At 74.4% G+C, this 25186-nt stretch carries 20 protein-coding genes; 6 read left to right on the top strand and 14 right to left on the bottom strand.

All coding sequences use genetic code 11. From position 1 onward, the window contains the following. Positions 1-126 precede the first annotated feature (126 nt). Positions 127-603: a transcriptional regulator NrdR gene (nrdR, locus tag HUT16_RS24965; protein WP_176190296.1), complete on the bottom strand. Its 477-nt coding sequence runs from the start codon at positions 601-603 to the stop codon at positions 127-129. A 438-nt stretch (positions 604-1041) separates the two neighbouring features. On the opposite strand from nrdR, the gene lexA reads away from it, so the two are divergent. Together lexA and HUT16_RS24955 are read left to right on the top strand one after the other, a co-directional pair. After that, positions 1042-1767, top strand: coding sequence for a transcriptional repressor LexA (gene lexA, locus HUT16_RS24960; protein ID WP_217712183.1), 726 nt, complete (start codon positions 1042-1044; stop codon positions 1765-1767). A gap of 233 nt (positions 1768-2000) precedes the next feature. Beyond that, positions 2001-2663 carry a hypothetical protein gene (locus tag HUT16_RS24955; protein WP_176190295.1) on the top strand — a complete coding sequence of 221 codons (663 nt, stop codon included), beginning with the start codon at positions 2001-2003 and terminating at the stop codon, positions 2661-2663. A gap of 52 nt (positions 2664-2715) precedes the next feature. Here the strand turns inward: HUT16_RS24955 and HUT16_RS24950 are convergent, their stop codons facing one another. From HUT16_RS24950 to HUT16_RS24930, 5 genes are all read right to left on the bottom strand, one after another. Continuing rightward, positions 2716-4806 (bottom strand): ATP-dependent DNA helicase, encoded by a 2091-nt coding sequence (locus HUT16_RS24950; RefSeq protein ID WP_254897977.1) that lies wholly within the window; start codon positions 4804-4806, stop codon positions 2716-2718. Between the two features lie 13 nt (positions 4807-4819). Beyond that, a complete protein-coding gene (locus HUT16_RS24945; protein WP_254898360.1) occupies positions 4820-6517 on the bottom strand; it encodes an IucA/IucC family siderophore biosynthesis protein in 1698 nt (565 codons plus the stop codon). A gap of 61 nt (positions 6518-6578) precedes the next feature. Next, entirely contained in the window at positions 6579-7979 is a 1401-nt protein-coding gene (locus HUT16_RS24940; RefSeq protein WP_176190293.1) for a lysine N(6)-hydroxylase/L-ornithine N(5)-oxygenase family protein, read from the bottom strand. A 6-nt stretch (positions 7980-7985) separates the two neighbouring features. After that, positions 7986-8648, bottom strand: a complete 663-nt coding sequence (locus HUT16_RS24935; protein ID WP_254898359.1) for a GNAT family N-acetyltransferase — start codon at positions 8646-8648, stop codon at positions 7986-7988. Next, positions 8540-10306: an IucA/IucC family siderophore biosynthesis protein gene (locus tag HUT16_RS24930; protein WP_176190291.1), complete on the bottom strand. Its 1767-nt coding sequence runs from the start codon at positions 10304-10306 to the stop codon at positions 8540-8542. The genes HUT16_RS24935 and HUT16_RS24930 overlap by 109 nt, the downstream gene beginning before the upstream one ends. A 281-nt stretch (positions 10307-10587) precedes the next feature. Between HUT16_RS24930 and HUT16_RS24925 the strand changes: the two genes are divergently transcribed. Beyond that, positions 10588-11766 (top strand): serine protease, encoded by a 1179-nt coding sequence (locus tag HUT16_RS24925; protein ID WP_176190290.1) that lies wholly within the window; start codon positions 10588-10590, stop codon positions 11764-11766. A 71-nt stretch (positions 11767-11837) separates the two neighbouring features. Continuing rightward, positions 11838-12989 (top strand): serine protease, encoded by a 1152-nt coding sequence (locus HUT16_RS24920; protein WP_176190289.1) that lies wholly within the window; start codon positions 11838-11840, stop codon positions 12987-12989. 103 nt (positions 12990-13092) lie between these two features. On the opposite strand, the gene hflX is transcribed toward HUT16_RS24920, so the two are convergent. From hflX to miaA, 5 genes are all read right to left on the bottom strand, one after another. Continuing rightward, the gene (gene hflX, locus HUT16_RS24915) at positions 13093-14589 is read right to left on the bottom strand and encodes a GTPase HflX (RefSeq protein WP_176190288.1); all 1497 of its coding nucleotides are present in this window, start codon (positions 14587-14589) and stop codon (positions 13093-13095) included. Between the two features lies 1 nt (position 14590). Continuing rightward, complete coding sequence (locus HUT16_RS24910; RefSeq protein WP_176190287.1) at positions 14591-16852, bottom strand: bifunctional (p)ppGpp synthetase/guanosine-3',5'-bis(diphosphate) 3'-pyrophosphohydrolase; 2262 nt, start codon at positions 16850-16852, stop codon at positions 14591-14593. 214 nt (positions 16853-17066) lie between these two features. Further along, a complete protein-coding gene (gene dapF, locus HUT16_RS24905) occupies positions 17067-17945 on the bottom strand; it encodes a diaminopimelate epimerase (RefSeq protein ID WP_176190286.1) in 879 nt (292 codons plus the stop codon). Between the two features lie 132 nt (positions 17946-18077). Beyond that, complete coding sequence (locus tag HUT16_RS24900; protein ID WP_176190285.1) at positions 18078-18563, bottom strand: hypothetical protein; 486 nt, start codon at positions 18561-18563, stop codon at positions 18078-18080. A gap of 252 nt (positions 18564-18815) precedes the next feature. Next, entirely contained in the window at positions 18816-19751 is a 936-nt protein-coding gene (gene miaA, locus HUT16_RS24895; RefSeq protein ID WP_176192858.1) for a tRNA (adenosine(37)-N6)-dimethylallyltransferase MiaA, read from the bottom strand. A 162-nt stretch (positions 19752-19913) separates the two neighbouring features. On the opposite strand from miaA, the gene HUT16_RS24890 reads away from it, so the two are divergent. Next, entirely contained in the window at positions 19914-20204 is a 291-nt protein-coding gene (locus tag HUT16_RS24890) for an antitoxin (RefSeq protein WP_176190284.1), read from the top strand. Between the two features lie 9 nt (positions 20205-20213). On the opposite strand, the gene HUT16_RS24885 is transcribed toward HUT16_RS24890, so the two are convergent. Continuing rightward, the gene (locus HUT16_RS24885) at positions 20214-20906 is read right to left on the bottom strand and encodes a hypothetical protein (RefSeq protein WP_176190283.1); all 693 of its coding nucleotides are present in this window, start codon (positions 20904-20906) and stop codon (positions 20214-20216) included. 207 nt (positions 20907-21113) lie between these two features. Beyond that, the gene (miaB, locus tag HUT16_RS24880) at positions 21114-22604 is read right to left on the bottom strand and encodes a tRNA (N6-isopentenyl adenosine(37)-C2)-methylthiotransferase MiaB (RefSeq protein ID WP_176190282.1); all 1491 of its coding nucleotides are present in this window, start codon (positions 22602-22604) and stop codon (positions 21114-21116) included. A gap of 73 nt (positions 22605-22677) precedes the next feature. Here miaB and HUT16_RS24875 point away from each other — a divergent pair, with 73 nt between their 5' ends. After that, positions 22678-23703: a TAXI family TRAP transporter solute-binding subunit gene (locus HUT16_RS24875; RefSeq protein WP_176190281.1), complete on the top strand. Its 1026-nt coding sequence runs from the start codon at positions 22678-22680 to the stop codon at positions 23701-23703. A gap of 51 nt (positions 23704-23754) precedes the next feature. Here the strand turns inward: HUT16_RS24875 and HUT16_RS24870 are convergent, their stop codons facing one another. Continuing rightward, positions 23755-25182: a HAMP domain-containing sensor histidine kinase gene (locus HUT16_RS24870; RefSeq protein ID WP_176190280.1), complete on the bottom strand. Its 1428-nt coding sequence runs from the start codon at positions 25180-25182 to the stop codon at positions 23755-23757. Positions 25183-25186 lie beyond the last annotated feature (4 nt).

Here is a 25186-nt window from a genome sequence, read left to right as displayed (position 1 = left end):
GGTGCTGCGATGACTGCTGGGACTGCGTGAAACGGACTGCGCACAACAAACTGCGTGAAACGGACTGCGTGAAATGAACGGCGAACGGACTGCGGGGGAAACGGGGAGAGCGGGCCGGCGCGGGCGCTAGGGCACGGGCACCGGCTCGGGGACCGCGGGCCGCTCCGAGCGCAGCTCCGCGATCGCGGCCTCGAAGTCCTCGAGGTTGTCGAACGCGCGGTAGACGGAGGCGAACCGCAGGTACGCCACCACGTCCAGTTCCTTCAGGGGGCCGAGTATGGCCAATCCGACGTCGTGCGTCGAGAGTTCGGCGCTGCCGCTGGCCCGGACGCACTCCTCGACCCGCTGGCCGAGCTGGGCCAGCGCGTCCTCGGTGACCGGGCGGCCCTGGCAGGCCTTGCGGACGCCGGAGATCACCTTCTCGCGGGAGAAGGGCTCGGTGACGCCGCTGCGCTTGATCACCATCAGGGTGGCGGTCTCGACGGTGGTGAACCGCCGACCGCAGTCGGGGCACTGCCGGCGGCGGCGGATCGAGCTCCCGTCGTCGCTGGCCCGACTGTCCACGACTCTGCTGTCCGGATGCCGGCAGAAGGGGCAGTGCACCTGGAACTCCCTCCCTGCGACCCGACGGCGAACAACTCGCCACACTCTACCCGAACACAACACCTGTGCCCGATCGAGGAGACTAGCCACTAGATCTAGTGGCTGGCGCGTCGCCACGCCGAGTGAACGGGCGGTTTCGGGGACAGGCCGCGGGGTGACGCCATAGACTGTTCGAGTCGAACAAGCAATCGACTTACACCCGGAGTCTTGATCAAGTCAGCCGACCTCGAATAAATTCACTCGAACGTGTGTTTGGCGCAACCTTTCGATAGAGGGGCCAGTTGAGCTGGGCAGATGGAGCACCAGCCCGACGAGAGGGTCGCCGCGATGTCCACCCACAGCGCCACCGGCGTCATGCACACCGCCGAAGCCAAGACCGCCATCCCGGTGCAGGAGCGTTCCGCGCGCACCACTGACCAGGAGAGCATGGACCAGACCATGAGCCGTAGTCAGCCGATCGAGGAAACCGCGCTCGGCGCGCCCGCCCCCGTCGTCCGCTCCCTCCCCGGCCGGCCGCCCGGCATCCGCACCGACGAGGCGGGTCTGACCGAGCGTCAGCGCCGCGTGATCGAGGTCATCCGGGACTCCGTCCAGCGTCGCGGCTACCCGCCGTCCATGCGCGAGATCGGCCAGGCCGTCGGCCTCTCCTCCACCTCCTCGGTGGCGCACCAGCTGATGGCGCTCGAACGGAAGGGCTTCCTGCGCCGCGACCCGCACCGGCCGCGCGCCTACGAGGTCCGCGGCGTCGAGGTGGCCCGCCCGGCCGCGGCGGAGACCTCCGGCCGGCCGTCCACCTCGTACGTCCCGCTGGTCGGGCGGATCGCGGCCGGCGGCCCGATCCTGGCCGAGCAGACCGTGGAGGACGTCTTCCCGCTGCCGCGCCAGCTGGTCGGCGAGGGCGAGCTGTTCGCGCTCACCGTCAAGGGCGACTCGATGATCGAGGCCGCGATCTGCGACGGCGACTGGGTGACCGTCCGCAAGCAGCCGGTCGCCGAGAACGGGGACATCGTCGCCGCGATGATCGACGGCGAGGCGACGGTGAAGCGGCTGAAGCGCGAGGACGGGAAGATCTGGCTGATGCCGCACAACGCGGCGTACGAGCCGATCCCGGGCGACAACGCGACGATCCTCGGCAAGGTGGTGGCGGTGCTGCGCCGCCTCTGAGCGGACGCGACGGCGGGAGTCCGGCCGCGGACGGGTGCCCGTCCGCGGCCGGACTTCCGGCGTCGCCGCCCGGTGGGCCGGGCTTCCCCTCTGCCGCCCTCCGGTCGAAAAGCCGTGCGCGGGCCCGGAGTTGCGTGATGTGATCGGTGTACGGTCGGCTCGACGAGCCGGGCCGCCCCCACCGGACGCGCCCGGCCCTGCGCCGCGGCCCGCACACCCCGAGGAACCGCGCCATGAGCGACCTGTCGACCCGTCTCGCCCCGGACCAGCTGAGCGGCGTGTACCTGCGGCTGGTCGCGGAGGAGTCGGTCCCCGAGGAGGCCCGGCGGCAGTTCGGGTACCTGCGGCGGCTGGCCACCGACCTGCTGGTGGGGTGCGTGCTGGACGGCCCGGAGAGCGTCCGGCTGCTCGACGACCGGGACGTGGTGGGCCTCGGCTGGGGGGAGCTCTCGGCCGCGGGCCGGGCCAACCTGCTCGCCGAGCCGGTGGACCACCACACCGTCGACCGGCCGGGCGGCGCGGTCCTGCATCTGCTGGGCCACCCGGAGTCGGTGTTCGCGGCCAGCAAGCTGCTGGTGTTCGAGGAGGCGGTCCGGGCCGCGGGCGGGCCCGAGCTGCCGGACGAGGGCGTGCTGCTGGTCGTCCCGAACCGGCACAACCTGGTGTTCCACCCGCTCGCCGACGGGCACGTCGCGGAGGCGGTCAACTCGCTGGCGATGTTCGGGCAGGGCGCGTACGAGGACGGCCCGGGGCGCCTGTCGCCGCGGGTGTTCTGGTGGCGGGCGGGCACCCTCACCTCGATCACGCGGCTCGACCCGGAGACCCGGACGGCCAGCGTCGTCCCGCCGGAGGAACTGATGGAGATCATGCGCCGCCTGGTCGGCGCGGCCGGCTGAACCGGCGGGCCGACCGGCCCGGGCCCGCCTGCGCGGGCCCGGGCCGGTGCCGTCAGCGCGGCTTGACCGGCGGGGCCGAGGCGTCGATCGCGGCGAGCGAGCGGCGGACCTGGTTGCGGTCGGTGGTGTACCAGAAGTCCGGCATGGAGGAGCGGAAGAAGCCGCCGTAGCGGGCGGTGGCCAGCCGCGGGTCGAGGACCGCGACGATGCCCTTGTCGTCGGCGGCCCGGACCAGGCGGCCCGCGCCCTGGGCCATCAGCAGCGCGGCGTGGGTGGCGGCGACCGCCATGAAGCCGTTGCCGCCGTGCGCCTCGACGTCCTTCTGCCGGGCGCTCATCAGCGGGTCGTCGGGGCGCGGGAAGGGGATCCGGTCCATCACGACGAGCTGGCAGGCGGAGCCCGGCACGTCGACGCCCTGCCAGAGCGAGAGGGTGCCGAACAGGCACGTCCCGGCGTCGGCCGCGAAGGCCTTGATGAGTTCGCCGAGGGTGTCCTCGCCCTGGAGCAGGATCGGCACGTCGAGGCGCTCGCGGAGCTTCTCGGCGGCGGTCTGGGCGGCCCGCATCGAGGAGAACAGGCCCAGCGTGCGCCCGCCGGCCGCGCCGATCAGCTCGGTCAGCTCGTCGAGCATCTCGGGCCGGTCCGGCTCCCGGCCGGGCGGCGGGAGGTGCTTGGCGACGTAGAGGATGCCCTGCTTGGGGTAGCTGAACGGGGAGCCGACGTCGAGGCCGCGCCAGTACGGCGGGGCGTCCTCCCCGGTCTCGGCGGCGGGGCCGTCGGGGGTGCGGTGGTCGGGGAGCCTGGTCTCGCCGGGCAGGCCCAGCGAGGCGGCGACGCCGTTGAAGTCGCCGCCGAGCTTGAGCGTGGCGGAGGTCAGCACGACCGAGCGGTCCCGGTACAGGTTCTCCCGCAGCAGGCCGGAGACGGACAGCGGGGCGACCCGCAGCGAGGCGGCGCCCAGGCCGTAGCGGTCGGAGCGCTCGATCCAGATCACGTCGTACTCGGAGCCGGTGAGCAGCCGGTCCGCCGTCTCGTGCAGCGTCTCGGCGGAGGCCATCGCCTGCTTGCGGACGGCGTCCTCGTCGGTGAGGCCCTTGTCGCGGGTCTCGCCGAGCGAGGTGATGACCTGGCGGCAGGCGTCCCGGATGCCGGCCACCGCGTAGCCGAGGTACTCGGGGAGCTCGTCGACCTGCCCGGGCTGGGCGGTCTCCATCAGGCCGTGGAAGTTCTCGGCGGCGGCCTGGAGGGCGTCGACGGCCTTCTCGTTGGCGAGCTTGGCGGCCCGCTTGACGGCCCGGTTGACCGCGTTGACGGTGAGCTCGGCGGTGGCCGCGCCGGTGACCCGGTTCACCAGCTCGTGCGCCTCGTCGATGATCAGCAGGCCGTGCTCGGGCAGCACGGGGGCGCCCTCGATCGCGTCGATCGCGAGCATCGCGTGGTTGGTGACCACCACGTCGGCCAGCTTGGCGCGCTCGCGGGCCTGTTCGGCGAAGCACTCCTCGCCGTAGGCGCAGCGGGAGGCGCCCAGGCACTCCTTGGAGGTGACGGCGAGCTGCGCCCAGGCGCGGTCCGAGACGCCGGGGGTGAGGTCGTCGCGGTCGCCGGTCTCGGTCTCCTCGGCCCACTCGCGCAGCCGCAGCACGTCCTGTCCGAGCTTGCCGGCGGGGCCGCCGAGCGCGTCGACCGGGTCGAACAGGCCCTCGCCCTCGTCGCTCGGGGTGCCCTCGTTGGCCCGGTGCAGGCACAGGTAGTTGGAGCGGCCCTTGAGCATGGCGAACAGCGGGCGGCGGCGCAGCACCGGGTGCAGCGCCTCGACGGTGCGCGGCAGGTCCCGTTCGACGAGCTGGCGCTGCAGGGCGAGCGTCGCGGTGGCGACGACCACCCGGTCGCCGTGGGCGAGCGCGGGCACCAGGTAGGCGAGGGACTTTCCGGTGCCGGTGCCGGCCTGGACGAGCAGGTGCTCGCCCTCGTCGACGGCGGCGGAGACGGCTTCGGCCATCCGGACCTGCCCGGGGCGCTCCACGCCGCCGACGGCGGCGACCGCGGCGTGCAGCAGTTCGGGGAGTCGGGAGGCGGGGACCGGCGCGGGGGGCTCGGCCGTCTCCGGGCCGCCGGGCAGGGGTGCGGTGGTGTCGTTCGTCATGACGCCCCCCAGCCTACGGGGCGGGACTGACAACCCGGGACGCCTGGACGGGCAGCCGGACGGCGGCGTGCAGCGGGTTGTCGACCTGGCCGTGCACGGCGGCGTGCGGGCGGTCCGGCCGGTCCCGGTAGCCGTCCAGCAGCAGCCGGTTGCGGTTCAGGCAGAGCCGGTCGATCCGGGGCGCGAACAGGTCGAACAGCTTGTGGCGGTCGGCGAGTTCGGGGAAGCGCCGCTGGCAGGCCAGGATCTCGGCGCGCAGCAGCTCCCAGAACTCGTCCTCGGGCAGGCCGAGTTGGTCCTCCAGCAGCGGGGCGAGGTAGCGGTAGACGCCGATGAACAGGCCGGAGTGCAGGAACTGGCAGAGGTAGTCCGGGTCCTCCCGGTTGAGCACCCCGGCGATGTCGGCGGGCAGGTCGGCGAGTTCGGCCAGCGGCTGGTCGCTGAGGTTGACGTCGTCGACGAAGTCCTTGACCGCGAGCCGGACGGGGACGTCGTCCCGGTCGAAGAGCACGATGGCGTTCTCGCCGTGCGGGGAGAACACCAGGCCGTAGCGGTACAGGAAGTGCAGCAGCGGCGGCAGCATCGCGGCGAACAGCCGGCCCACCCACGCGCGCGGGGCCAGCCCGGAGCGGGTGACGAGCTCGGCGGCCAGCGCCCGCCCGTCGGAGCCGGTCTGCAGCAGCGCGGCCAGGGTGCGGGCCCGCTCGCCGGGCTCCAGGTAGCGGCCGAGCGGTTCGCGCCAGATCGCGCCGAGCAGCTCCTTGTACTGGTAGGGCGCGTCGGGCAGGTCCCGGTACAGCGGGTGCTCGACGGTGACGGAGGCGATCTCGCCGAGCAGCACGACCCGGCACTCGTCGCGCAGGTACGGGTCGGTGTCGCGCAGCCGGTGGATCCAGGCGGTGACGGCGGGCGCGGCGAGGGCGCGCTCGGTGGGCAGGCCGCGCCAGACCAGGGTGTTGAGGATGGCCAGCGGCAGCTTGACGGTGCAGCGGTCGGGGCGGCTGAGGTTGAAGAAGGAGCGGATCGACTGCTGGGGCAGCCGCAGGTCGCCGTCGCTGGGCAGCGGGATGATCCGGCCGTCGGCGATCCACGGCGCGAACAGGCCGACGACGGTCTCGTCCCACTGCCAGGGGTGCACCGGGAGCAGCCGGAACTCGTGGGCGCGCTCGCCGAGCTGGTCGCGGAAGGCGGGGTCGAGCTCGGTGTCGTAGACGGTCGGGTCGCCGCGGAAGACGGCCAGGCTCTCGTGCACGGCGAGCCAGGGCAGGGTGCGGGGCTGTCGGGCCTCCGGGGTCCAGCCGGCCGCGTCGCTGGCGGAGAAGCCGATCCGGCCCTTGTTGGCGACGATCCACGGGTGGCCGGTCTGCCGGCCCTCCAGGGCGACGTGGTCGAGGTCGGCGAGTTCGGCCGCGGTGAGCGCGGTGGCCCGCAGGTGGGCGTCGGCGAGCAGGGTGGCGGTGAGTTCGCGGACCAGGTGGCCGGTGGTGTCGCCGCCCAGGCCGAGCTCGTGCCGGGCCTGCTGGAGGAAGCGCAGCGGGTCGTCGCCGCCCTCGACGGACGCCGGGTCGACCCGCCAGCCGCCGTACGCGCCGCGGCGGGCGGCGAAGCGGTAGTCGGCGTCGGGCAGCCGCAGCAGGTAGCGGCCGTCCGGCTCGGCGCGCGGGTGCAGCAGTTCCTCGTAGGAGAACTCGCCGAGCAGTTTGGCGAGCATGTCGCGTCCGGCGGCCCGCCAGTGCTCGGCGGTGAGCTGGGGCGGCAGGTGGAGTGCGGGGTCAGCGGCTGGCTGCGGCACGCTCGGTTCCTTCCTGGGGTCGTGGGAGCGGCGCCGGGGCGGACGGCGCGGGGGCCGGGGCGGCGGGCGGGAGGAACGTCGTCCAGGCGGTGCGGTCGGGCAGCGGGTGGAGCGTCTTGCCCGCGACGGCGTTGAGGATCACGGCGGCGCGGTGCGCGCCGAGCCCGAGGTCCGGGGTGCCGACACCGTGAGTGTGCAGCTCGGCGTTCTGGACGTACAGACCGCCGGTGAGTTCCGGCCGGGTGGCGACCCGGTGGTCGAGGTCGACCCGGTAGCGGCCCTGCTCGTCCCAGTCGATCAGGTCGGCGATCGGGTCGAGCGCGGCGGGGCGCACCGCCCGGTAGCCGGTGGCGAGCACCACGGCGTCGGTGCGGACCAGGTGGCGGCGGCCGGAGTCGCCGTGCCGGCAGTGCAGTTCGATCCCGCCGCAGGGGCCCTGGCCGGCCTCGGTGACGGCGGTGCCGGGGAGGATCTCGACGGGTTCGGCGTCGATCGGGCGGCCGATGGTGCGCTCGTACAGGTGGTCGTGGATCTCGGCGATGGTCTCGGCGCTGGCGGCCTTGTGCAGTTGCCACTGGGCGGGGACGAGGGCGTCCCGGACGTCGGCGGGCAGGCCGTGGAAGTAGCGGGTGTAGTCGGGGGTGAACTGCTCCAGGCCGAGCTTGGAGTACTCCATCGGGGCGATCGCCCGGCTGCGGGTGAGCCAGCGCAGCCGGGTGCCGTCGCCGGCCCGGTGGCGCAGCAGGTCGAGGAAGACCTCGGCGCCGGACTGGCCGGATCCGACCACCGTGACGTCCCGCGCGCCGGCCAGCGACCGGCGCCCGGTCAGGTAGTCGGCGGAGTGCAGGACGGCGGGGTGGCGGCGCAGCGGGGCGAAGGCCTCGGGGCGGGCGGGCTCGGTGCCGGTGCCGAGCACCAGGTGGCGGGCGCGGTGCGTCCGGCCGGCGGCGTGCACCAGGTAGAGCCGCTCCTCGGCGTCCCAGTGGACGGCGGTGACGGGGCTGTCGAAGCGGCAGTTGGGGAGCCGGTGGGCGGCCCACCGGCAGTAGTCCTCGTACTCGCGGCGGGGCAGCTGGAAGCGCTCGCTGAAGTAGAACGGGAACAGCCGCTGCCGCTCGCGCAGGTAGTTGAGGAACGACCAGGGGTTGGTGGGGTCGACCAGGGTGACCAGGTCGGCCAGGAACGGGACCTGCATCCGGGCGCCGTCGACGAGCATGCCGGGGTGCCAGCGGAACTCGGGCCGGGCGTCGAGGAACAGCGCGTCGACGCTCTCGGCCCGGTCGGCGAGCGCGGCCAGCGAGAGGTTGAACGGGCCGATGCCGACGCCGATCAGGTCGTGCGGTTCGGGCTGCCGGCCTGCCGTGTCGTCGTGGGGAGTCATGTCGTCCTAGGTAGCGGCGGGGGTGTCGGCGCGCCGGCGGATCATCAGGGCGGCGCGTTTGTCGGGCAGGTCGAGGTCGGCGACGCGGGTGAAGCCGGCCCGGGCGAAGGCCCGGACGGAGGGCGTGTTGCGGACGTCGGGTTCGGCGAGCACCCGGGTGCAGCGGGGTTCGCGCCGCAGCAGCCGGGTGGCGGTCGCGCCGAGCAGCGGGGCGGCCAGGCCCCGGCCGCGGGCGGCGGGGGCCAGCAGCAGGTGCACGCCCAGGTCGTGCGGGCGGGCGGGGTAGTGCGCGGCCAGCGGGTCGAGGTCGGCCCGGTACAGCTCGAAGTAGCCGGTGGGCGCGCCGTCGAGCAGGGCCAGGACGGGGCGGCTGCGGCCGTCGCCGTCGAGTTGCGCGGCGAGGTGGGCGGCGGTGGTGCCGGGCGGGCCGGCCAGGGCCCACCAGCGGTCGGTGTCGGGGTCGTTCATCCAGCCGGTGAGCAGGTCCAGGTCCGCGGTCGGGTCCACGGTGCGCAGGACGAGCTCACCGGCCGCGGTGGGTATCGCCCCGGTCTCCGGGATCACGCCCGGGCCACCGGGTTGTCGATCTCCACGTACACCGACTGGGTCTCCACCGGGCCGACCAGTTCGTCCAGGCCGTGCAGCCGGGTGAGCAGGTTGGCCTTGCAGCGCAGGGTGGGGGCGTCGAGCAGGTGGGCGGGCAGCGCGGAGCCGGTGGCGGTGGCGGCGGGGCCGGCCAGGAAGCGGCGCAGCGCGGCCAGCAGCAGGTGCTCGTCGGCGAGGCCCTGGGAGCCGAGGGCGCCGATCAGGCCGAGCACGTGGTTGATGCCGAGGTAGTAGGCGAAGCGCTCGTCGGCGACCGCGTCGGGCACGAAGGTGTCGCTGTGCGCGCCGAGCGCGGGCAGCAGGGCGTGCAGCCGGTCGGCGTGCGAGGTGCGGAAGTAGTAGCCCTGGTTGTCGCGGTAGCGGCCGCCGACGGGCCAGCCGAGGGCGTCCAGCAGGACCAGGCTGTTCTGCTGGTGCGCCTCCAGGGCGATGCCGGCCCGTCCGTCCAGCCAGAGCACCGGCAGGACGACGGCGTCCAGGTAGCGCAGGAACCACTCGGTGGCGACGGTCGGCCCGGGACGGCCGGTGCGGGCGGCCAGTTCGCCGATGATGTCGGCGAGTTGGGAGCCGGGCCGGCCGAGGCCGACGGGCTGTTCGGCGACCAGTCCGGCCACGCACAGGGCCCGGTCGGCGGGCCCGAACGGCATCTGCCGCAGCACGGTGTCCAGGCCGTTGGGGTCGGCGAGGGCGGGGTGGTCGACGCCGATCCAGGCCGGGTCGCGGACGATGTCGAAGCCGGGGTGGGCGGCCTTCCAGCGGGCGGACAGGCCGGCCTCCAGCAGCCGGTGCACCTCGGCGCCGCGGTGCAGTTCCTTGCGCAGGTTCTCCCGGCGGGAGTTGGTGATCCGCAGGCCGAGCGAGAGCTTGAGCATCCACGGGGTGCCGGGGCGGCAGACGGTGCGCACCGAGCTGGTGGGGTGCCAGGGCTCGCCGTGCTGGCCGAGGTCGGTGAGCAGGCCCTGCTCCAGCAGTTCGGCGACGGCCGGGCGCAGCGCCAGCTCCCGGGCCTGCCAGGGGTGCAGCGGCAGGGCGGCCGTCCCGGCGGGCAGCGGGCCGCCGTACAGGCCGGCGGTGAGCTGCTCGGCGGGGGTGCCGGTGGCGGAGTCGCCGGCCAGCAGCGAGCGGTGCGCGGCCCACCAGTGCAGCCGGAAGCTGCCGCGCAGTTCCGGGGAGTACGCGGCGGACTGGGCGGGGCCGAGGCCGTCGCGGCTCTTCGGGGTGGGGTGCAGCGGGTGGCCGAGCAGCAGCGCCTGCTCGGCGCGCAGGAACGGGTCGGCGGGGGCCGTGGAGATCGCCCGGCGGTGGGCGAGGATCTCGGCGGTGCGGCCCACCGAGTCGGCCACCCGGGCGGTCAGGTCGGCGAGTTGGCCGGGTTCGGGGCGGCCGGTGGCGCCGGCCACCAGGGCGGCGACGGTGACCGCGTCGACCGGGTGCTCGGCGTCGCCGGTGGAGACGGTGGCGGGGCCGAACCGGTGCCAGCCGCAGGCCGACCAGTGCCGCACCGGCGCGGACAGCTGGGCGGCGCCGCCGAGCACCGGGATGCGCAGCAGGCCGCCGTCGGGGCGCTCGGCCGCGGTCTCCCGGGCCCAGCAGCGCAACAGGCTCTCGGTGGCGGCGTGTTCGGCGGCGACGGCCGGGTCGGGGTCGAGCAGCGGGTCCGGGTCGGGGTGCCCGGCCGCGGGCCGGACGGCCGGGGGAACGCCGGTGAGGGTGCTGGCCAAATCCGCTCCTTGAGCCGGGTGACTGCCTTCCGGTAAGGGTTACCTATCCCCCGGGGCCGGGCACAAGATCGGCTCACTCGTTCCGGTGAGTTTCGACCGATCACTCACTCCCAGGTGTGAGCGGACGGCACCCTGGCGGGCCGTCACCATCACGGTTCGGTGACCGGACGTCAACAGGAGGGCACCACCCCGGCACTGCGCCGTACCCGGATGAAAGACTGTTCCCCCGGGGGAGGGTTCGTTCTTCGTTCGGGGGGTCGATGGTGAGGGCACGGAGGTGGGTGGCCGCGCTGTCCGCGGTCACCGTCCTGGTCGGCGGTGCGGGCGCCTGCACCTCGGGCGGCGGGGGCGGCGGGGGTGACGGGAGTCCCCGCGACTTCGCCGAGTTGAAGCGCTGGGGGTTCGCCGAGTGGGACCGCTGGGCGCAGCGGCACGGGTTCCACAACCAGGTGGTGCCCGGCCTGTGGAGCGCCGAGGAGATGGGCCAGGCGCCGCCCCAGCAGCCCGCTCCGGCGCCGGAGGGCACGTCCCCCGCGCCGCCGTCCGGTGACACGTCATCGTCCGGGTCCGCGACGCCGTCCGGTGTCACGTCACCGATCACGCCGTCCGGTGACACGTCACCGTCCGCGCCATCCACACCAGCCGCGCCGTCCGCGTCGTCCGCACCGTCCGCGCAGCCCGCACCGCCGCCGGTGGCCGCGCAGCCGGTGCCGCGGCCGTACACCAGCTACCCGGCGTCCGGGAAGGTGTTCATGACCGCGCCGGGCGGCGGCACCGGCCAGTGCTCGGCCACCGTGGTCGCCGACCCGGAGCACCCGGGCAAGAGCAACCTGGTGTGGACGGCCGCGCACTGCGTGCACGAGGGCAAGGGCGGCGACTGGTACAAGAACCTGGTGTTCGTACCGGCGTACAACAGCTCCGGCGCGGCCGGTGACCACCGGAAGGCGACGCTGGCCGAGGTCGCCCCGCTCGGGCAGTGGTGGGCGGACCGGGTGATCACCTCGCCGCTGTGGACCACCGAGGGCACCAAGGGCGGGGACGCCGCGAACCAGTACGACTTCGCGGTGGTCAAGGTGCGCGGCCCGGCGGGCGAGACCCGTTCGCTGGAGGAGGTCATCGGCACCGCCGTCCCGGTGTGGTTCGACGCCCCGCGCGAGCAGTTGGCGATCCAGGCCTGGGGGTACCCGGCCGTGGCGCCGTTCGACGGACAGGAGCTGGAGCGCTGCGACTCCGGCCGTCCGGGCTCGCGCAGCTTCGACCCGGCCCGGCCGCCGATGCTGGTGATCGGCTGCACCATGACGGCCGGCGCCTCGGGCGGCGGCTGGTTCGCCGACGGCCCGGACGGCCGCCAGCGGCTGGTCAGCAACACCTCGATCGGCACCTCGGCGCACACCGCGCTCAACGGCCCCTACCTGGAGGACGTGGCCCGTCAGGCGCTCGCCTACATCTCCCGGAAGTGACCGCACCTCGGGGGGCGGCCTTCCGCCGCCCCCGTTCCGTTTCGACACACCGACCACGGGGGGAACACCCAATGACCGACCTGCACCGATCGGCGCGCCGGGCCCGGAGCGCGGCCGCGGCCGCCCTGGTGGCGGTGCTCGCCGTCAGCACCGCCGCCTGTGGCAAGAGCCCCGACCCGAGCCCGGTCCCGACCGCCGCGAAGCCCTCGTCGACCTCCTCGAAGGCCTCCATCGACATCGCGGACGTGCAGAAGTTCATCTCCGAGGTACCGAGCTGGGGCGCCGACGACTGGAAGAAGTGGGCGACCCAGAACGGCTTCAAGCCGGAGGACCTCCAGGCGATCAAGCGCTACTGGGACACCAAGAAGCCCACCGACCGGGGCACCGGCGAGTCGGTCAAGCCTGACAAGCAGGCCCCGTCCTACCGGGACATGACGCCCCCGGCCGCCATACCGGCCAAGCCCCAGCAGCACCCGTACAGCGCGGACACCGCGGTGGTCGGCAAGATCTTCTTCCTGAACGAGACGGGCGAGGAGCACCACTGCTCGGGCACCGTGGTCGCCGACCCGTCGCACCCGGGCAAGAGCAACCTGGTGTGGACGGCCGCGCACTGCGTGCACAGCGGCAAGGGCGGCGACTACTTCCAGAAGCTGATGTTCGTCCCGGCGTACAACCGCTCCGGCGCGGTCAGCAACGGCAGGACGGTCGACTCCTGGGACAAGGTCGCCCCGCTGGGCCGCTGGGCGATCGACTCGCCGCTGGTGATGCCGCAGTGGACCCAGGAGGGCACCCACGTGGGCAACCAGGCCAGCCAGTTCGACTTCGCGGTGATCCGGATGACCCCGATCGAGGGCAGCCGCTCGCTGGAGGAGGCGGTCGGCGGCGCCGTGCCGATCTGGTTCAACGCCAAGCAGGACGAGATCACCGCGCCGAAGGCGTACGGCTACCCGGTCGACCCGCCGTTCGACGGCCAGGAGTTGGAGCACTGCGACTCCGCCGTCAAGCTCACCCCGTTCTCCTTCCAGGCCTCCCGCCCGCCGATGCTCGGCATCGGCTGCACGATGACCGGTGGTTCCTCCGGCGGCGGCTGGTTCACCACGCAGAACGGCAAGCGGGTGCTGTTCTCCAACGTCTCGATCGGGGCCGAGGACGCCGGCTGGCAGGCCGGGCCGACCCTCGGGCCCGAGGCCAAGAAGATGTTCGAGGCGTTCATCGCGAAGTGACCGCCCCCGCCGGGTGACCGGCAGCGGCACGGGAACGGGAACAGGAACGGGCGGCGCACCCGGAGGTGCGCCGCCCGCCCGTCGGGGTCGGTGCCGCTCGCCGTCAGGCCGTGACGACCGCGTACTTCTCCAGCTCGCCGGCCAGCACCGCCGCCACCTTGGCGTGCAGCAGGGTGCCGTCCGCCGTGTGCTCGGTGGAGATCAGCTCGCCCTCCGCGTGGACCTTGGAGACCAGGTCGCCGCGGGTGTAGGGGACCAGGACCTTGATCTCCACCGCGGGGCGGGGCAGTTCCTGGTCGATCAGGGCGAGCAGTTCGTCGATGCCCTGGCCGCTGCGGGCCGACACCACGAGGGCGTGCGGCTCGCGGCGCAGCAGGCGCTGGAGGACCAGCGGGTCCGCCGCGTCGGCCTTGTTGATCACCACGATCTCCGGCACGTTCTGCGCGTCGACCGAGACGATCACCTCGCGGACGGCGGCGAGCTGGGTCTCCGGCTCGGGGTGCGAGCCGTCCACCACGTGCAGGATGAGGTCGGCGTCGGCGACCTCCTCCATGGTGGAGCGGAACGCCTCGACCAGGTGGTGCGGCAGGTGCCGGACGAAGCCGACCGTGTCGGCCAGGGTGTAGAGCCGGCCGCTCGGGGTCTGGGCCCGGCGGACCGTCGGGTCCAGGGTGGCGAACAGGGCGTTCTCCACCAGGACGCCGGCTCCGGTGAGCCGGTTGAGCAGCGAGGACTTGCCCGCGTTGGTGTACCCGGCGATGGCCACCGACGGGACGTGGTTGCGCCGCCGCTCCTGCCGCTTGGTGTCGCGGCCCTTCTTCATGTCGGCGATCTCCCGGCGGAGCTTCGCCATCTTCTCGCGGATCCGCCGCCGGTCGGTCTCGATCTTGGTCTCACCGGGACCGCGGGTGGCCATGCCGCCGCCCGAGGTGCCGGAGCCACCGCCACCCATCTGCCGGGACAGCGACTGGCCCCAGCCGCGCAGGCGCGGAAGCATGTACTGCATCTGCGCGAGCGAGACCTGCGCCTTGCCCTCCCGGGACTTGGCGTGCTGGGCGAAGATGTCCAGGATCAGGGCGGTGCGGTCGACCACCTTGACCTTGACCACGTCTTCGAGGTGGATCAGCTGGCCGGGGGTCAGCTCGCCGTCGCAGACCACGGTGTCGGCGCCGCTGGAGGCGACGATGTCGCGCAGCTCCTTGGCCTTGCCGGAGCCGATGTAGGTGGCCGCGTCGGGCTTGTCACGGCGCTGGATCACGCCGTCCAGGACTTCGGAGCCGGCCGTCTCGGCGAGGGCGGCGAGCTCGGCCATCGAGTTCTCCGCCTCCTCCAGCGTGCCGTCCGTCCACACGCCGACGAGCACCACGCGCTCCAGGCGGAGCTGGCGGTACTCGACTTCGGTGACGTCCTGCAGTTCGGTGGAGAGGCCGGCGACGCGGCGGAGCGCGGCGCGCTCGGTGCGGTCGTACTGCTCTCCGTCGTAGTTGCCGAGGCCCTCGTCGATCGCCGCGAGGTCCTCGTCCATCAGGGCTTCCGCCTTGAGGTCGGCGAGCCGGTTGGACTCGCTCGATCGGGTGCGGCTGTCGAACGTGGAGGTCATTTCATCCTTGGGTTGATCGGATCGTGCTCTCGGACAACACGGCGGAGCCGCCGTGAATTCCCCACGATGGTTGCACGCCCGCCGTGCCCGAGTCATCCCTTTTACCAGCCGCCCCGCCGGTGCCGGCAGCGGCCCCCGCCTCGTCGGAAGCGGTCTCCGGGCCGCCCGGCCGGTAGACGTCGTACACGCCGGAGACCCGGAGCACCGCCCGCATCACCGCGGGCAGCGCCGCGGCGTCGGGCAGTTCCAGGGTGTAGCTGTGCCGCACCCGCAGCTGGCGGGGCGGCTCGACCTCGGCGGAGAAGATCGACACGCCCTCGCCGGAGATCGCCGCGGTCAGGTCGGCGAGCAGCCGGGGGCGGTTGAGCGCCTCGGCGTGCAGGGTGGCCCGGTAGCCCCACTGCGGGGCGCCGCCGGGCAGCCAGCGGACCTCGGCCGCGTGGCGGCCGCCGTGCAGCATCCGGGTGCCGGTGGGGCAGCCCGCCCGGTGCACCGCGACGGCCCCGCCGCGCAGCACGATGCCGGTCACCTCGTCGGGCGGGACGGGCGTGCAGCAGCGGGCCAGCCGGACGGCGGCGCCGGGCAGCTCCGGGACTTCGGCGGGGGCGGCGGCGGGCGGCGCGGGCGGCGCGGCGGGGGGGGCGCTGCCGGCGGCGGGCTGCTCGGGCAGGTCGGGGACGGCCGGGCGGACGGCCAGCCGGCGTTCGACGGCGAGCCGGGCGCCGGGGGTGCGGACGTACTCCAGCCACTGCGGGTCGGGGCCGCTGTCCTCGCCGTCGGGGGCGAGCAGCAGGCCGAGCATGTCGCCGTCGCGCAGTTCGGTGGAGAGCGCGGTGAGCCGGCCGTTGACCCGGGCGCCGATACATCGGTGGCCGGTCTCCTCGCCGAGCAGGTACGCGGCGTCCAGGCAGCTGGAGCCGGCCGGCAGGTGCAGGGTGGCGCCGTCCTCGGTGACGGCGGTGATCTCCCGGTCGTCGCGCAGGTCGGCGGTGAGCGCGGACCAGAAGGCGTCCGGGTCGGGGGTGCCCTGCTGCCAGTCCAGCAGCCGGGCCAGCCAGCCGGGGCGGGCCGGGTCGGTGCGGTCCTCGGGGTCGTCGGCGGCGCCCTGCCGGTCGGCGGTGCGCGGGTCGCCGAGGGCGACCACGCCGGTCTCGGCGACCTCGTGCATCCGCCGGGTGCGGACCAGGACCTCGACCACCTCGCCGCCGGGCAGCGCGACCGCGGTGTGCAGCGACTGGTACAGGTTGAACTTGGGGGCGGCGACGAAGTCCTTGAACTCGCCGGGCAGCGGCGTCCAGCAGGTGTGCAGTTCGCCGAGCACGGCGTAGCAGTCGGCGTTCTCCTCGACCACCACCAGCAGCCGCCCGAAGTCGGCGGGCCGCAGCCCGGCGCCGTCCGGCCCGGCCCCGCGCTTGATCATCACCCGGTGCAGCGAGACCAGGTGCCGGGGGCGGACGGTGACGGCGGAGGGGATGCCGGCCTCGGCGAGCTGGCGGCCGAGCTCGGCGGCGAACGGGGCGAGCACGCCGTCCGCCCAGCCGCCGGCCACCGCGCCGGTGTGCTCGTACTCCTCGGGGTGCAGGGTGGCGAAGACGATGTCCTCCAGCTCCGCCTTCACCACCTGGATGCCGAGCCGTTCGGCGAGCGGGATCAGCACGTCCCGGGTGACCTTGGCGATCCGCACCTGGCTGGCCGGCTTCATGTGCCGGATGGTGCGCATGTTGTGCAGCCGGTCGGCGAGCTTGATCACCATCACCCGGACGTCGTCCCCGGTGGCGACCAGCATCTTGCGGAAGGTCTCGGGCTCGGCGGCGGCCCCGAAGTCGACCTTCTCCAGTTTGGTGACGCCGTCGACCAGGTACGCCACCTCGGGCCCGAAGTCCTCGGCGACCTGCTCCAGCGTCACCTCGGTGTCCTCGACGGTGTCGTGCAGCAGCGAGGCGACCAGCGTGGTGGTGTCCGCGCCGAGCTGGGCGATGATCATCGTGACGGCCAGCGGGTGGGTGATGTACGGCTCGCCGCTCTTGCGGGTCTGCCCCCGGTGGCTCTCCTCGGCGAGGCGGTACGCCCTGGTCAGCAGGGGTACGTCGGCCTGCGGGTGGTGCACCCGGTGGGCCTGGACGATCGGCTCGATGGCATCGGGGACGGGCGTCCGCCCGGTGGCGAGCAGCGCTGCCCGGCCGGCCCGGCCGAGCGCCGCACGGCTGAACCGGCTCGCCTGCTGCTTGGACGGCGAACCCGCCAACTCGGAGCGGATGGTCATCTGCACCTCCGGCAGCAACACCGGAGCGACGGCCGACCCGGTGGTCCATGCTACCGAGCAGAGCACGTTGCGCGAGCCCCCGCTTCCCCTCTGTCACCCGGATCACCCGAACGGGCGGATTAACCGGAGAGTGCGGTGGGAAGCGGGAGCTGACGCTCCCTCGCCCTGACCTGCCGTCAGGGAAACGGCCCGCCGTCGGGGAGACGGCCCGCCGTCAGACCAGCACGCCCTCCGCGACGATCACCGCGGGGCCGGTCATCTCGATCCGGCCGTCCGGGAACTCCTCGATCACCAGCCGCCCGCCGGGCAGGTCCACCGTGTAGCGCGCGGCCTCGCCGGTGACCGCCGGGTCGGCGCCGTCGCGCCGGATCGCCGCCACCGCGACGGCGCAGGCGCCGGTGCCGCAGGAGCGGGTCTCGCCGGAGCCGCGCTCGTGCACCCGCATCGCCACGTGCCGCTCGCCGCGGTCCACCACGAACTCCACGTTCACGCCCTGCGGGTAGGCGCCCGCGGGGGCGGTGGCCGGGGCGTCGAGCAGGGTGCCCGCGTGCGCCAGGTCCTCGACGAAGGCGACGGCGTGCGGGTTGCCCATGTTGACGTTCAGCGCGGGCCAGCTGCGCCCGTCCACGGTGACGGTGATGCCGTCCGGGCCGGGGAACACCGCGCGGCCCATGTCCACGGTGATCTCGCCCGGGGTGCCGTCCGGGGCGTCCTCGGCGATCCGCACCTGCTTGACCCCGCCGCGGGTGGCCACCGCCAGCGTGCCCGGCTTCGCGTGCCCGGCGTGCACCAGGTAGCGGGCGAACACCCGCACCCCGTTGCCGCACATCTCGGCGATCGAGCCGTCCGCGTTGCGGTAGTCCATGAACCACTCGGCCTGCCCGGCCATCCCCGCCGCGGCGAGCTCGGCCGCCGCGCGGACCACCCGCAGCACGCCGTCCGCGCCGATCCCGGCCCGCCGGTCGCACAGGGCGGCGACGTCGGCCGCCGACAGCTCGGTCAGACCGTCCGGGTCCGGGACGATCACGAAGTCGTTCTGGGTGCCGTGCCCCTTGAGGAAGGCCGTTCCGCTGGTTCCGCTGCGCTCGCTCACACCGCCGATGGTAACGGGGGACGCCCGGCCCGGAGCGCGGGCGGACGGCTGGTGAGACGGGGCCGGACGGCCGGCGGGACGGCGGCCGGGCGGCCGGTGCGGCAGGCGCCGGGCGGTCTCCCGCGGGCGGCCCTAGCCGCGCAGGTGGACGACCCGCCAGAGGGCGAGCGCGACGGCCGCCGCGGCCAGCAGGGTGTACAGCACGATGGCCTTCCAGCCGGCCCGCTCGGTGCTGCCCCGGCGCGGCACGCCCGGCCACTTGTAGCCGGCCCGGCGGGCGGCCATCGCGCCCCAGCCGACCGAGGCGGCGGTGATCAGCAGGCCGAGCATCCCGATCATCGCGGTCGCGCCCTCGCTGCCGAAGGCCAGCGGGAAGGCGAACATCAGCGAGCCGAACATCAGCGTCGCGGCGATCGGCAGGATCTGCCACCAGCGCAGCCGGCGGCGCGGCCGGATGTCCCGCTCGTGGACCACGCCCGGCGCGGCCGCCAGGTCGTCGATCGCGGGCAGCGCCACCGCGTACGAGGTGGTGGGGACGGCGAGCTCGGGGAGCGTCTCGGACCCGTCGGAGACGTCGCCGAGCAGCTCATCGGTTTCGGGGCCGGTACCCGTTGACACGCGGCCTCCCCTGACGGCTCGACACGAGCTCCGGGGCTCGCGGGCGGTGAGGCCGGCCCGCGTGCCGGGCCTCGGTGCTACCGATGATGGCACGTACCAACACCTCGACAGGGCGTCGCACGGCTTGATCGGGTGATCCGATGCCAGGACGTGATCCCGCCGTGACCGCCGGTACCTCCTGCACCTGCGTCTGCCGGTGCAGACGCCGCGAGCCTGGCCGGAACGGGTCGCCGGGCAGCCGGAATCCGCCGGTCAGCCCGTCCCGCCCGGCCCCTGCGAACGGTGGATCAGTTCCAGTGCCCGGCCCAGCAGCTCGACCGGATCGGCGCCCTCGGGCCGCTCCAGCCAGTGGATCCGGTCGTCCCGGCGGAACCAGGACTCCTGGCGCCGGGCGAACCGGCGGGTCGCCCGGACGGTCTCCGCCCGGGCCTCGTCCTCGGTGCACTCCCCCGCGAAGAACGCCAGCACCTGCTGGTAGCCGAGCGCCCGGCTCGCGGTCAGCCCCTCGCGCAGCCCGGCCTTCTCCAGCTCGCGCACCTCGTCCAGCAGCCCGGCCTCCCACATCCGGTCCACCCGCAGCTCGATCCGCCGGTCCAGTTCGGGGCGCGGCACCAGGACGCCGAGCTGCACCGCCCCGTACACCGCGCGCTGGGTGGGCAGGCTGGCCGTGAACGGGCGCCCGGTGATCTCGATGACCTCCAGCGCCCGGACCACCCGCCGCCCGTTGCTGGGCAGGATCGCCTCCGCCGCCGCCGGGTCCAGCCCGGCCAACCGCCGGTGCAGCGCGCCGGGGCCGACCCGCTCCAGCTCCTCCTCCAGCCGGGCCCGCACCGCCGGGTCGGTGCCGGGGAACTCCATCTCGTCCACCGCCGCCCGCACGTACAGGCCCGACCCGCCGACCAGCACCGGCACCTGCCCCGCCGCCAGCTGCCGGTCCATCTCCGCCCGCGCCAGGCGCTGGTACTCGGCCACCGAGGCGGTCTCGGTCACCTCCCACACGTCCAGCAGGTGGTGCGGGACGCCGCCCCGCTCCGGCACGGTCAGCTTGGCGGTGCCGATGTCCATGCCCCGGTACAGCTGCATCGAGTCGGTGTTCACCACCTCCCCGCCGAGCTCGCGGGCGATCGCCACCGCCAGGTCGGACTTGCCGGCCGCCGTCGGGCCGACCACCGAGACCACCAGGGGCAGGCCGCCGGGGCCCGGGGGGCGCGCAGGAGAGGAGGAAGAAGAGGAACCGCTCACCCCACCAGTCTCGCAAAAGCCGGGCACCTCCCGTGTCACAGCCTCGTTGTCCGGGGAGGATCAGCTATGTCTGGTGCGGGAATGACCCGAAATGCAAGGAGTGCACCCATGGGCCTGATGGACAACCTCAAGGGCAAGGCCGAGGAACTGAAGGAGAAGGCCAGCGAGCTGGCCGGGAAGCACGGCGACAAGATCGACGGCATGGTGGACAAGGCCGGTGAGACGATCGACAAGGCCACCAAGCACAAGTACTCCGACAAGATCGTGAAGGGCACCTCCGCGACCAAGCACGCCCGGGACGACTTCGCGGCCAAGCCCCAGGGCGACCTGCCGCCGACCGCGGGCGGCCCGACCCCGCCGACCGGCCCGACCCCGCCGGTTCCGCCCGCCAACGGCTGAGCCGGCGCGTCAGCGCCAGGAGGCCACCAGGTAGCCGACGCCGTACGGGGCGTCCTCGTAGCGCAGTTCACCGCTGAGCGCGGCGCCCTCCGCGGCGCCCGCCAGCACCTGCCACGGGGCGCGCCCGTCGGCCATCAGCTCCGCCGACAGCTCCGCGTCCAGCCCGGCCAGCGCCGCCGCGTCCGCGGCCGCCAGCGCGCGCGCCACCGCGCGGTCGTGCCCCTCGGCCCGCTCGTCCAGGTACCCGGGCGCCTTCACCGAGCGCCGGGCGCTGCCGTCGCCGAGCACCAACAGGCCCACCCGGTCCGCGAGTTCGGCCAGCCCCCGGCCCAGGCCGAGCAGCCGCTCGGCCCCGGTGTCCGGCCGCACCGCGACGGCGTGCGTCGGCACCCGGACGCCCGCCTCCTCCAGCAGCCACGCCCCCACCGTCAGCGCGGGCGACAGCTCCGGGCCGTCCACCCCGCCCAGCGGCAGCCGCACCGCCTTCGGCACCCCGTAGCGCCGGAACGACCCCGCCCCGCCCTCCGTCCACACCCCGGCCCGCTCGCCCGTCCCGACCACCACCACCAGGTCGGCCCCGGCCAGCTCCCCCACCGCCGCCAGGCACGCCCCCCGCAGCTCCGCCGCCTCACCGGCGGCCCCCGCGGCCACCTCCGGCACGAGCAACGGCGGGCAGGGGCACACGGCGGCGGCAGCAAGCATGTCGATCACTCTACGCGGAGCGCACCGACAGCAGCCGCGAAGCCCGACCCTGCGGAACCGGGGCGCAGGGAACCGCGCGGCCGCCCGGGCACGCACCGCCGGATCGCGAAGCAGGACGGGAGCCTGCACCGTCCCGCGGTCCTGCGGACGTCCACCTCCCGCTTCGCGCGGTTCCGCACGCCCCTGCCGGGGCGCGGGGAACCGCGCCTAGCAGCCGCAGCCGTCGCCGCCGGGCGCCGCCGCGGTCTGCTGGGGCGCGCCGATCGTCGGCAGGCCCAGCATCACGCCCGCGGGCTTCGCGGCCGGCGCCGCCTGCCGCTTCTCCCACGCGTCGCCCGCCCGGGTGCGGCGCACGCCCAGCGCGGGGCCCTCCGCGAGGAGGTGGTGCGGGGCGGCGTAGGTGATCTCGACGGTGACCATGTCGCCGGGGCGGACGCCGCCCTCGGGCCGCGTGCTGTGCACCAGCCGGTTGTCGGGCGCGCGCCCGGAGAGCCGGTCGGTGCGGTCGTCCTTCTTGCCCTCGCCCTCGGCGACCAGGATCTCCAGCGTGCGGCCGACCTGCTTCTTGTTCTCCTCCCAGGAGATCTCCTCCTGGAGGGCGATCAGCCGGTCGTAGCGCTCCTGCACCACGGCCTTCGGCACCTGGTCCGCCATCTCGGCGGCGGGCGTGCCGGGCCGCTTGGAGTACTGGAAGGTGAACGCGTTGGCGAACCGGGCCTCGCGGACCACGTGCAGGGTCTGCTCGAAGTCCTCGTCGGTCTCGCCGGGGAAGCCGACGATGATGTCGGTGGAGATCGCGGCGTCGGGCATCGCGGCCCGGACCTTCTCGATGATGCCGAGGAAGCGTTCCTGCCGGTAGGAGCGGCGCATGGCGCGCAGCACGGTGTCCGAGCCGGACTGCAGCGGCATGTGCAGCTGGTGCATCACGTTGGGCGTCTCGGCCATCGCGGCGATCACGTCGTCGGTGAAGTCCTTGGGGTGCGGCGAGGTGAAGCGGACCCGCTCCAGGCCCTCGACCTGGCCGCAGGCGCGCAGCAGCTTGCCGAACGCCTCCCGGTCGCCGAGGTCGGAGCCGTACGCGTTGACGTTCTGCCCGAGCAGGGTGACCTCGACGACGCCCTCGGCGACCAGCGCCTCGACCTCGGCGAGGACGTCGCCGGGGCGGCGGTCCTCCTCCTTGCCGCGCAGGGCGGGGACGATGCAGAAGGTGCAGGTGTTGTTGCAGCCGACCGAGATCGCGACCCAGGCCGCGTACGCGGACTCGCGCCGGGTGGGCAGGGTGGAGGGGAAGGTCTCCAGCGACTCCAGGATCTCGACCTGGGCCTTGCGCTCGACGGCGGCGCGCTCCAGCAGCGCGGGCAGGTGGCCGATGTTGTGGGTGCCGAAGACCACGTCGACCCAGGGGGCCTTGCGGACGATGGTCTCGCGGTCCTTCTGGGCGAGGCAGCCGCCGACGGCGATCTGCATGCCGCGGTTGGCCTGCTTGGCGGGGGCGAGCCGGCCGAGGTTGCCGTACAGCTTGTTGTCGGCGTTCTCGCGGACGGCGCAGGTGTTGAAGACCACCAGGTCGGGGTCGCCGTCGCCGGCGGCCTTGGCGTAACCGGCCTCCTCCAGCAGCCCGGACAGCCGCTCGGAGTCGTGGACGTTCATCTGGCAGCCGTACGTGACGACCTTGTAAGTTCGCAAGCTCTCCTCCATACCCACAGAGCCAAGGGTACGGGCAGCGGGGAGGGCCTCCCGCCGGGCGGTGGGGGCTGGCAGTATCCACGGCATGGCTGCTGCGAACCTCCCCTCCCGTCCGGGTGCCGCGCTGCGCCGGGCGCTGCGCCACCGGCTGCTGCGGGTCTGCGCGGTGCTGCTGCTGGTGGCCGCGGGCGCGGGCGGCTGGTGGGCGTCCTCGGCGTCCTCGGCCTCGGGCCCGCGCGGCCGGGTGGCGTTCGCGACCGGGGTGGTCGGCGGGGTGTACGACCGCTACGGGGTGCTGCTGCAGCAGTACCTGGGCCAGCACATGCCCGGGCTGCGGGTGCAGCTGGACAACTCCGTGGGCTCGCTGGACAACCTGGAGCGGGTGGTGGCGGGCCGGGACGACTTCGCCATCGCCACGGCGGACGCGGTGGCCACGTTCGACGGCCCGGGCAAGCCGCGGCTGCGGGCGATCGCCCGGCTGTACGACGACTACATGCAGCTGGTGGTGCCGGCCGACTCGCCGGTGCACTCGGTGGCCGACCTGCGCGGGCTGCGGGTCGGGGTGGGGCAGGAGAAGTCGGGGGTGAACCTGGTGACCCGGCGGCTGCTGGAGGCGGCGGGCCTGGACCCGGACCGGGACGTGCGGTCGGCGCAGGTGGGCGTCGTCCAGGCCGCGGAGGGGCTGCAGAAGAAGGACCTGGACGCGTTCTTCTGGTCGGGCGGCCTGCCGACGGCCGCGCTGTCCGACCTGTCGGAGCGCACGCCGATCCGGATCGTGCCGATGGGCGACCTGTCCGACCCGCTGCACCAGCTGGCCGGCCCGGGGATGGACGCGTACCGGGCGGCGACCATCCCGGCGGACGCCTACCCGGACGTGCAGCCGGAGCGGGTGGCGGTGCCCACGGTGGCGGTGCCCAACCTGCTGGTGACCCGGGCGGACGTGGACCCGGCGCTGGTGGAGGCGCTGACCCGGGCGGTGATCGACAGCCGGGACGACATCGGCCGGCAGGTGCACGCCGCGCAGCTGGTGGACCTGCGCACCGCGGTGTACACCGATCCGCTGCCGCTGCACGTCGGCGCCGAGCGCTACTACCTGTCGATCAAACCCTGAGCCGACCGGGCCCCGAGCCGGTCACAGACCCCGGGCCGACCGGCCCCGCCCTCAGCCGCGGCGCCGGGGCACCACCAGCCGGACGGTGAGCCCGTTCGGCTCGGCGGGCGCGAACTCCAGTGCGCCGCCGCCGGCCAGCAGCAGGGTGCGGGCGATGGACAGGCCCAGGCCCGAGCCGTCGATGTTCTGGTGCCGGGAGGAGCGCCAGAACCGGTCGCCGACCCGGGCCAGCTCCTCCTCGGTGAGGCCGGGGCCGGCGTCGGTGACGGTGGCGGTGACCTCGGCCTTGCCGATCAGCAGGCCGACCCGGACGGTGCTGCCGGCCGGGGTGAACTTCAGCGCGTTGTCCAGCACGGCGTCCAGCGCGCTGCCGAAGCCGATCGGATCGGCCCAGGCGTGCGCCATCGGCGGCCCCTCCCAGTGCAGCAGGACGCCGCCCCGCTCGGCCATCGGCTGCCAGGCGTCGACCCGGGTGCGGACGAGTTCGGCCAGGTCGACCGGTTCGGGCTCGGGCCGGGAGCCCTCGGCGGTGGCCAGGCCGAGCAGGTCGTCCAGCACCCGGGCCAGCCGGGCGCCCTCCTCGCGGACGGCGGCGATCTCCTCCTCGTGGCCCTCGGGCAGCTCCAGGCCGATCAGCTCGACCCGCAGCAGCAGCGCGGCGAGCGGGTTGCGCAGCTGGTGGGAGGCGTCGGCGACGAACGCCCGCTGCTGGTCGATGGCGAGCACCACGTGGTCCGCCATGTCGTTGAACGAGCGGGCCAGCCGCCGCAGTTCGGGCGGTCCGCCGCTGGGGGCGACCCGGGCGCCGAGCCGTCCGGTGGCGATGTCGTGGGTGGCCCGGTCCAGGGTGCGGACCGGGCGCAGCACCCAGCCGGTGAGCCGGACGGCGAGCAGGATGGCGACGATCATGGCGAGCGCCTCGCCGCCGGCCAGCACCATCCAGCGGTGCAGGATGCGCGAGCGCAGGCCGCCGGTGGGCGACTCGGTGAGCACCACGGCGACCACGTCGCCGTCGCGGACCACCGGCAGGGCGACGGCGAGGGTGCGGTCGGGCGTCCACGGCCAGACCTGCGGCGGGTTGTGGCTGCGGCGACCGGCCAGGGCCTCCTGGTAGGCCTGCCGGCCGGGGCCGGCGGCGGGCGGCCGCCAGCCCTCGGGGGCGGCGGCGACCGCGCTGCCGTCGCGCTGGAAGACGCCGATCCGGACGCCGTACAGCTCGTGGTAGCGCTCGGCCTCGCTGGTGAGGGCGTGCAGCCGGCCGTTGTCGCCGGGGCCGGGCTGCGGGTCGCCCTTGACCGCGCTGGCGCTGGGGCGGCCCTGGGTGGGCAGGTCCTGGGCGAAGCGGGCGGCGTCGTCGATCCGGTCGACGACCACCTTGGACTGCTCGGAGGCGGCGATCAGGTAGGCCAGGGGCACCCCGAGGGCGGCCAGCACGCAGGCCATCAGGGCGATCAGGATGCCGAGCAGGCGGTTGCGCACGGAC

It is taken from the genome of Kitasatospora sp. NA04385, assembly GCF_013364235.1.
Classification (GTDB): domain Bacteria; phylum Actinomycetota; class Actinomycetes; order Streptomycetales; family Streptomycetaceae; genus Kitasatospora.
The sequence above is the reverse complement of the archived record's forward strand: the minus strand, read 5'-3'. Positions and strand labels throughout refer to the sequence as shown.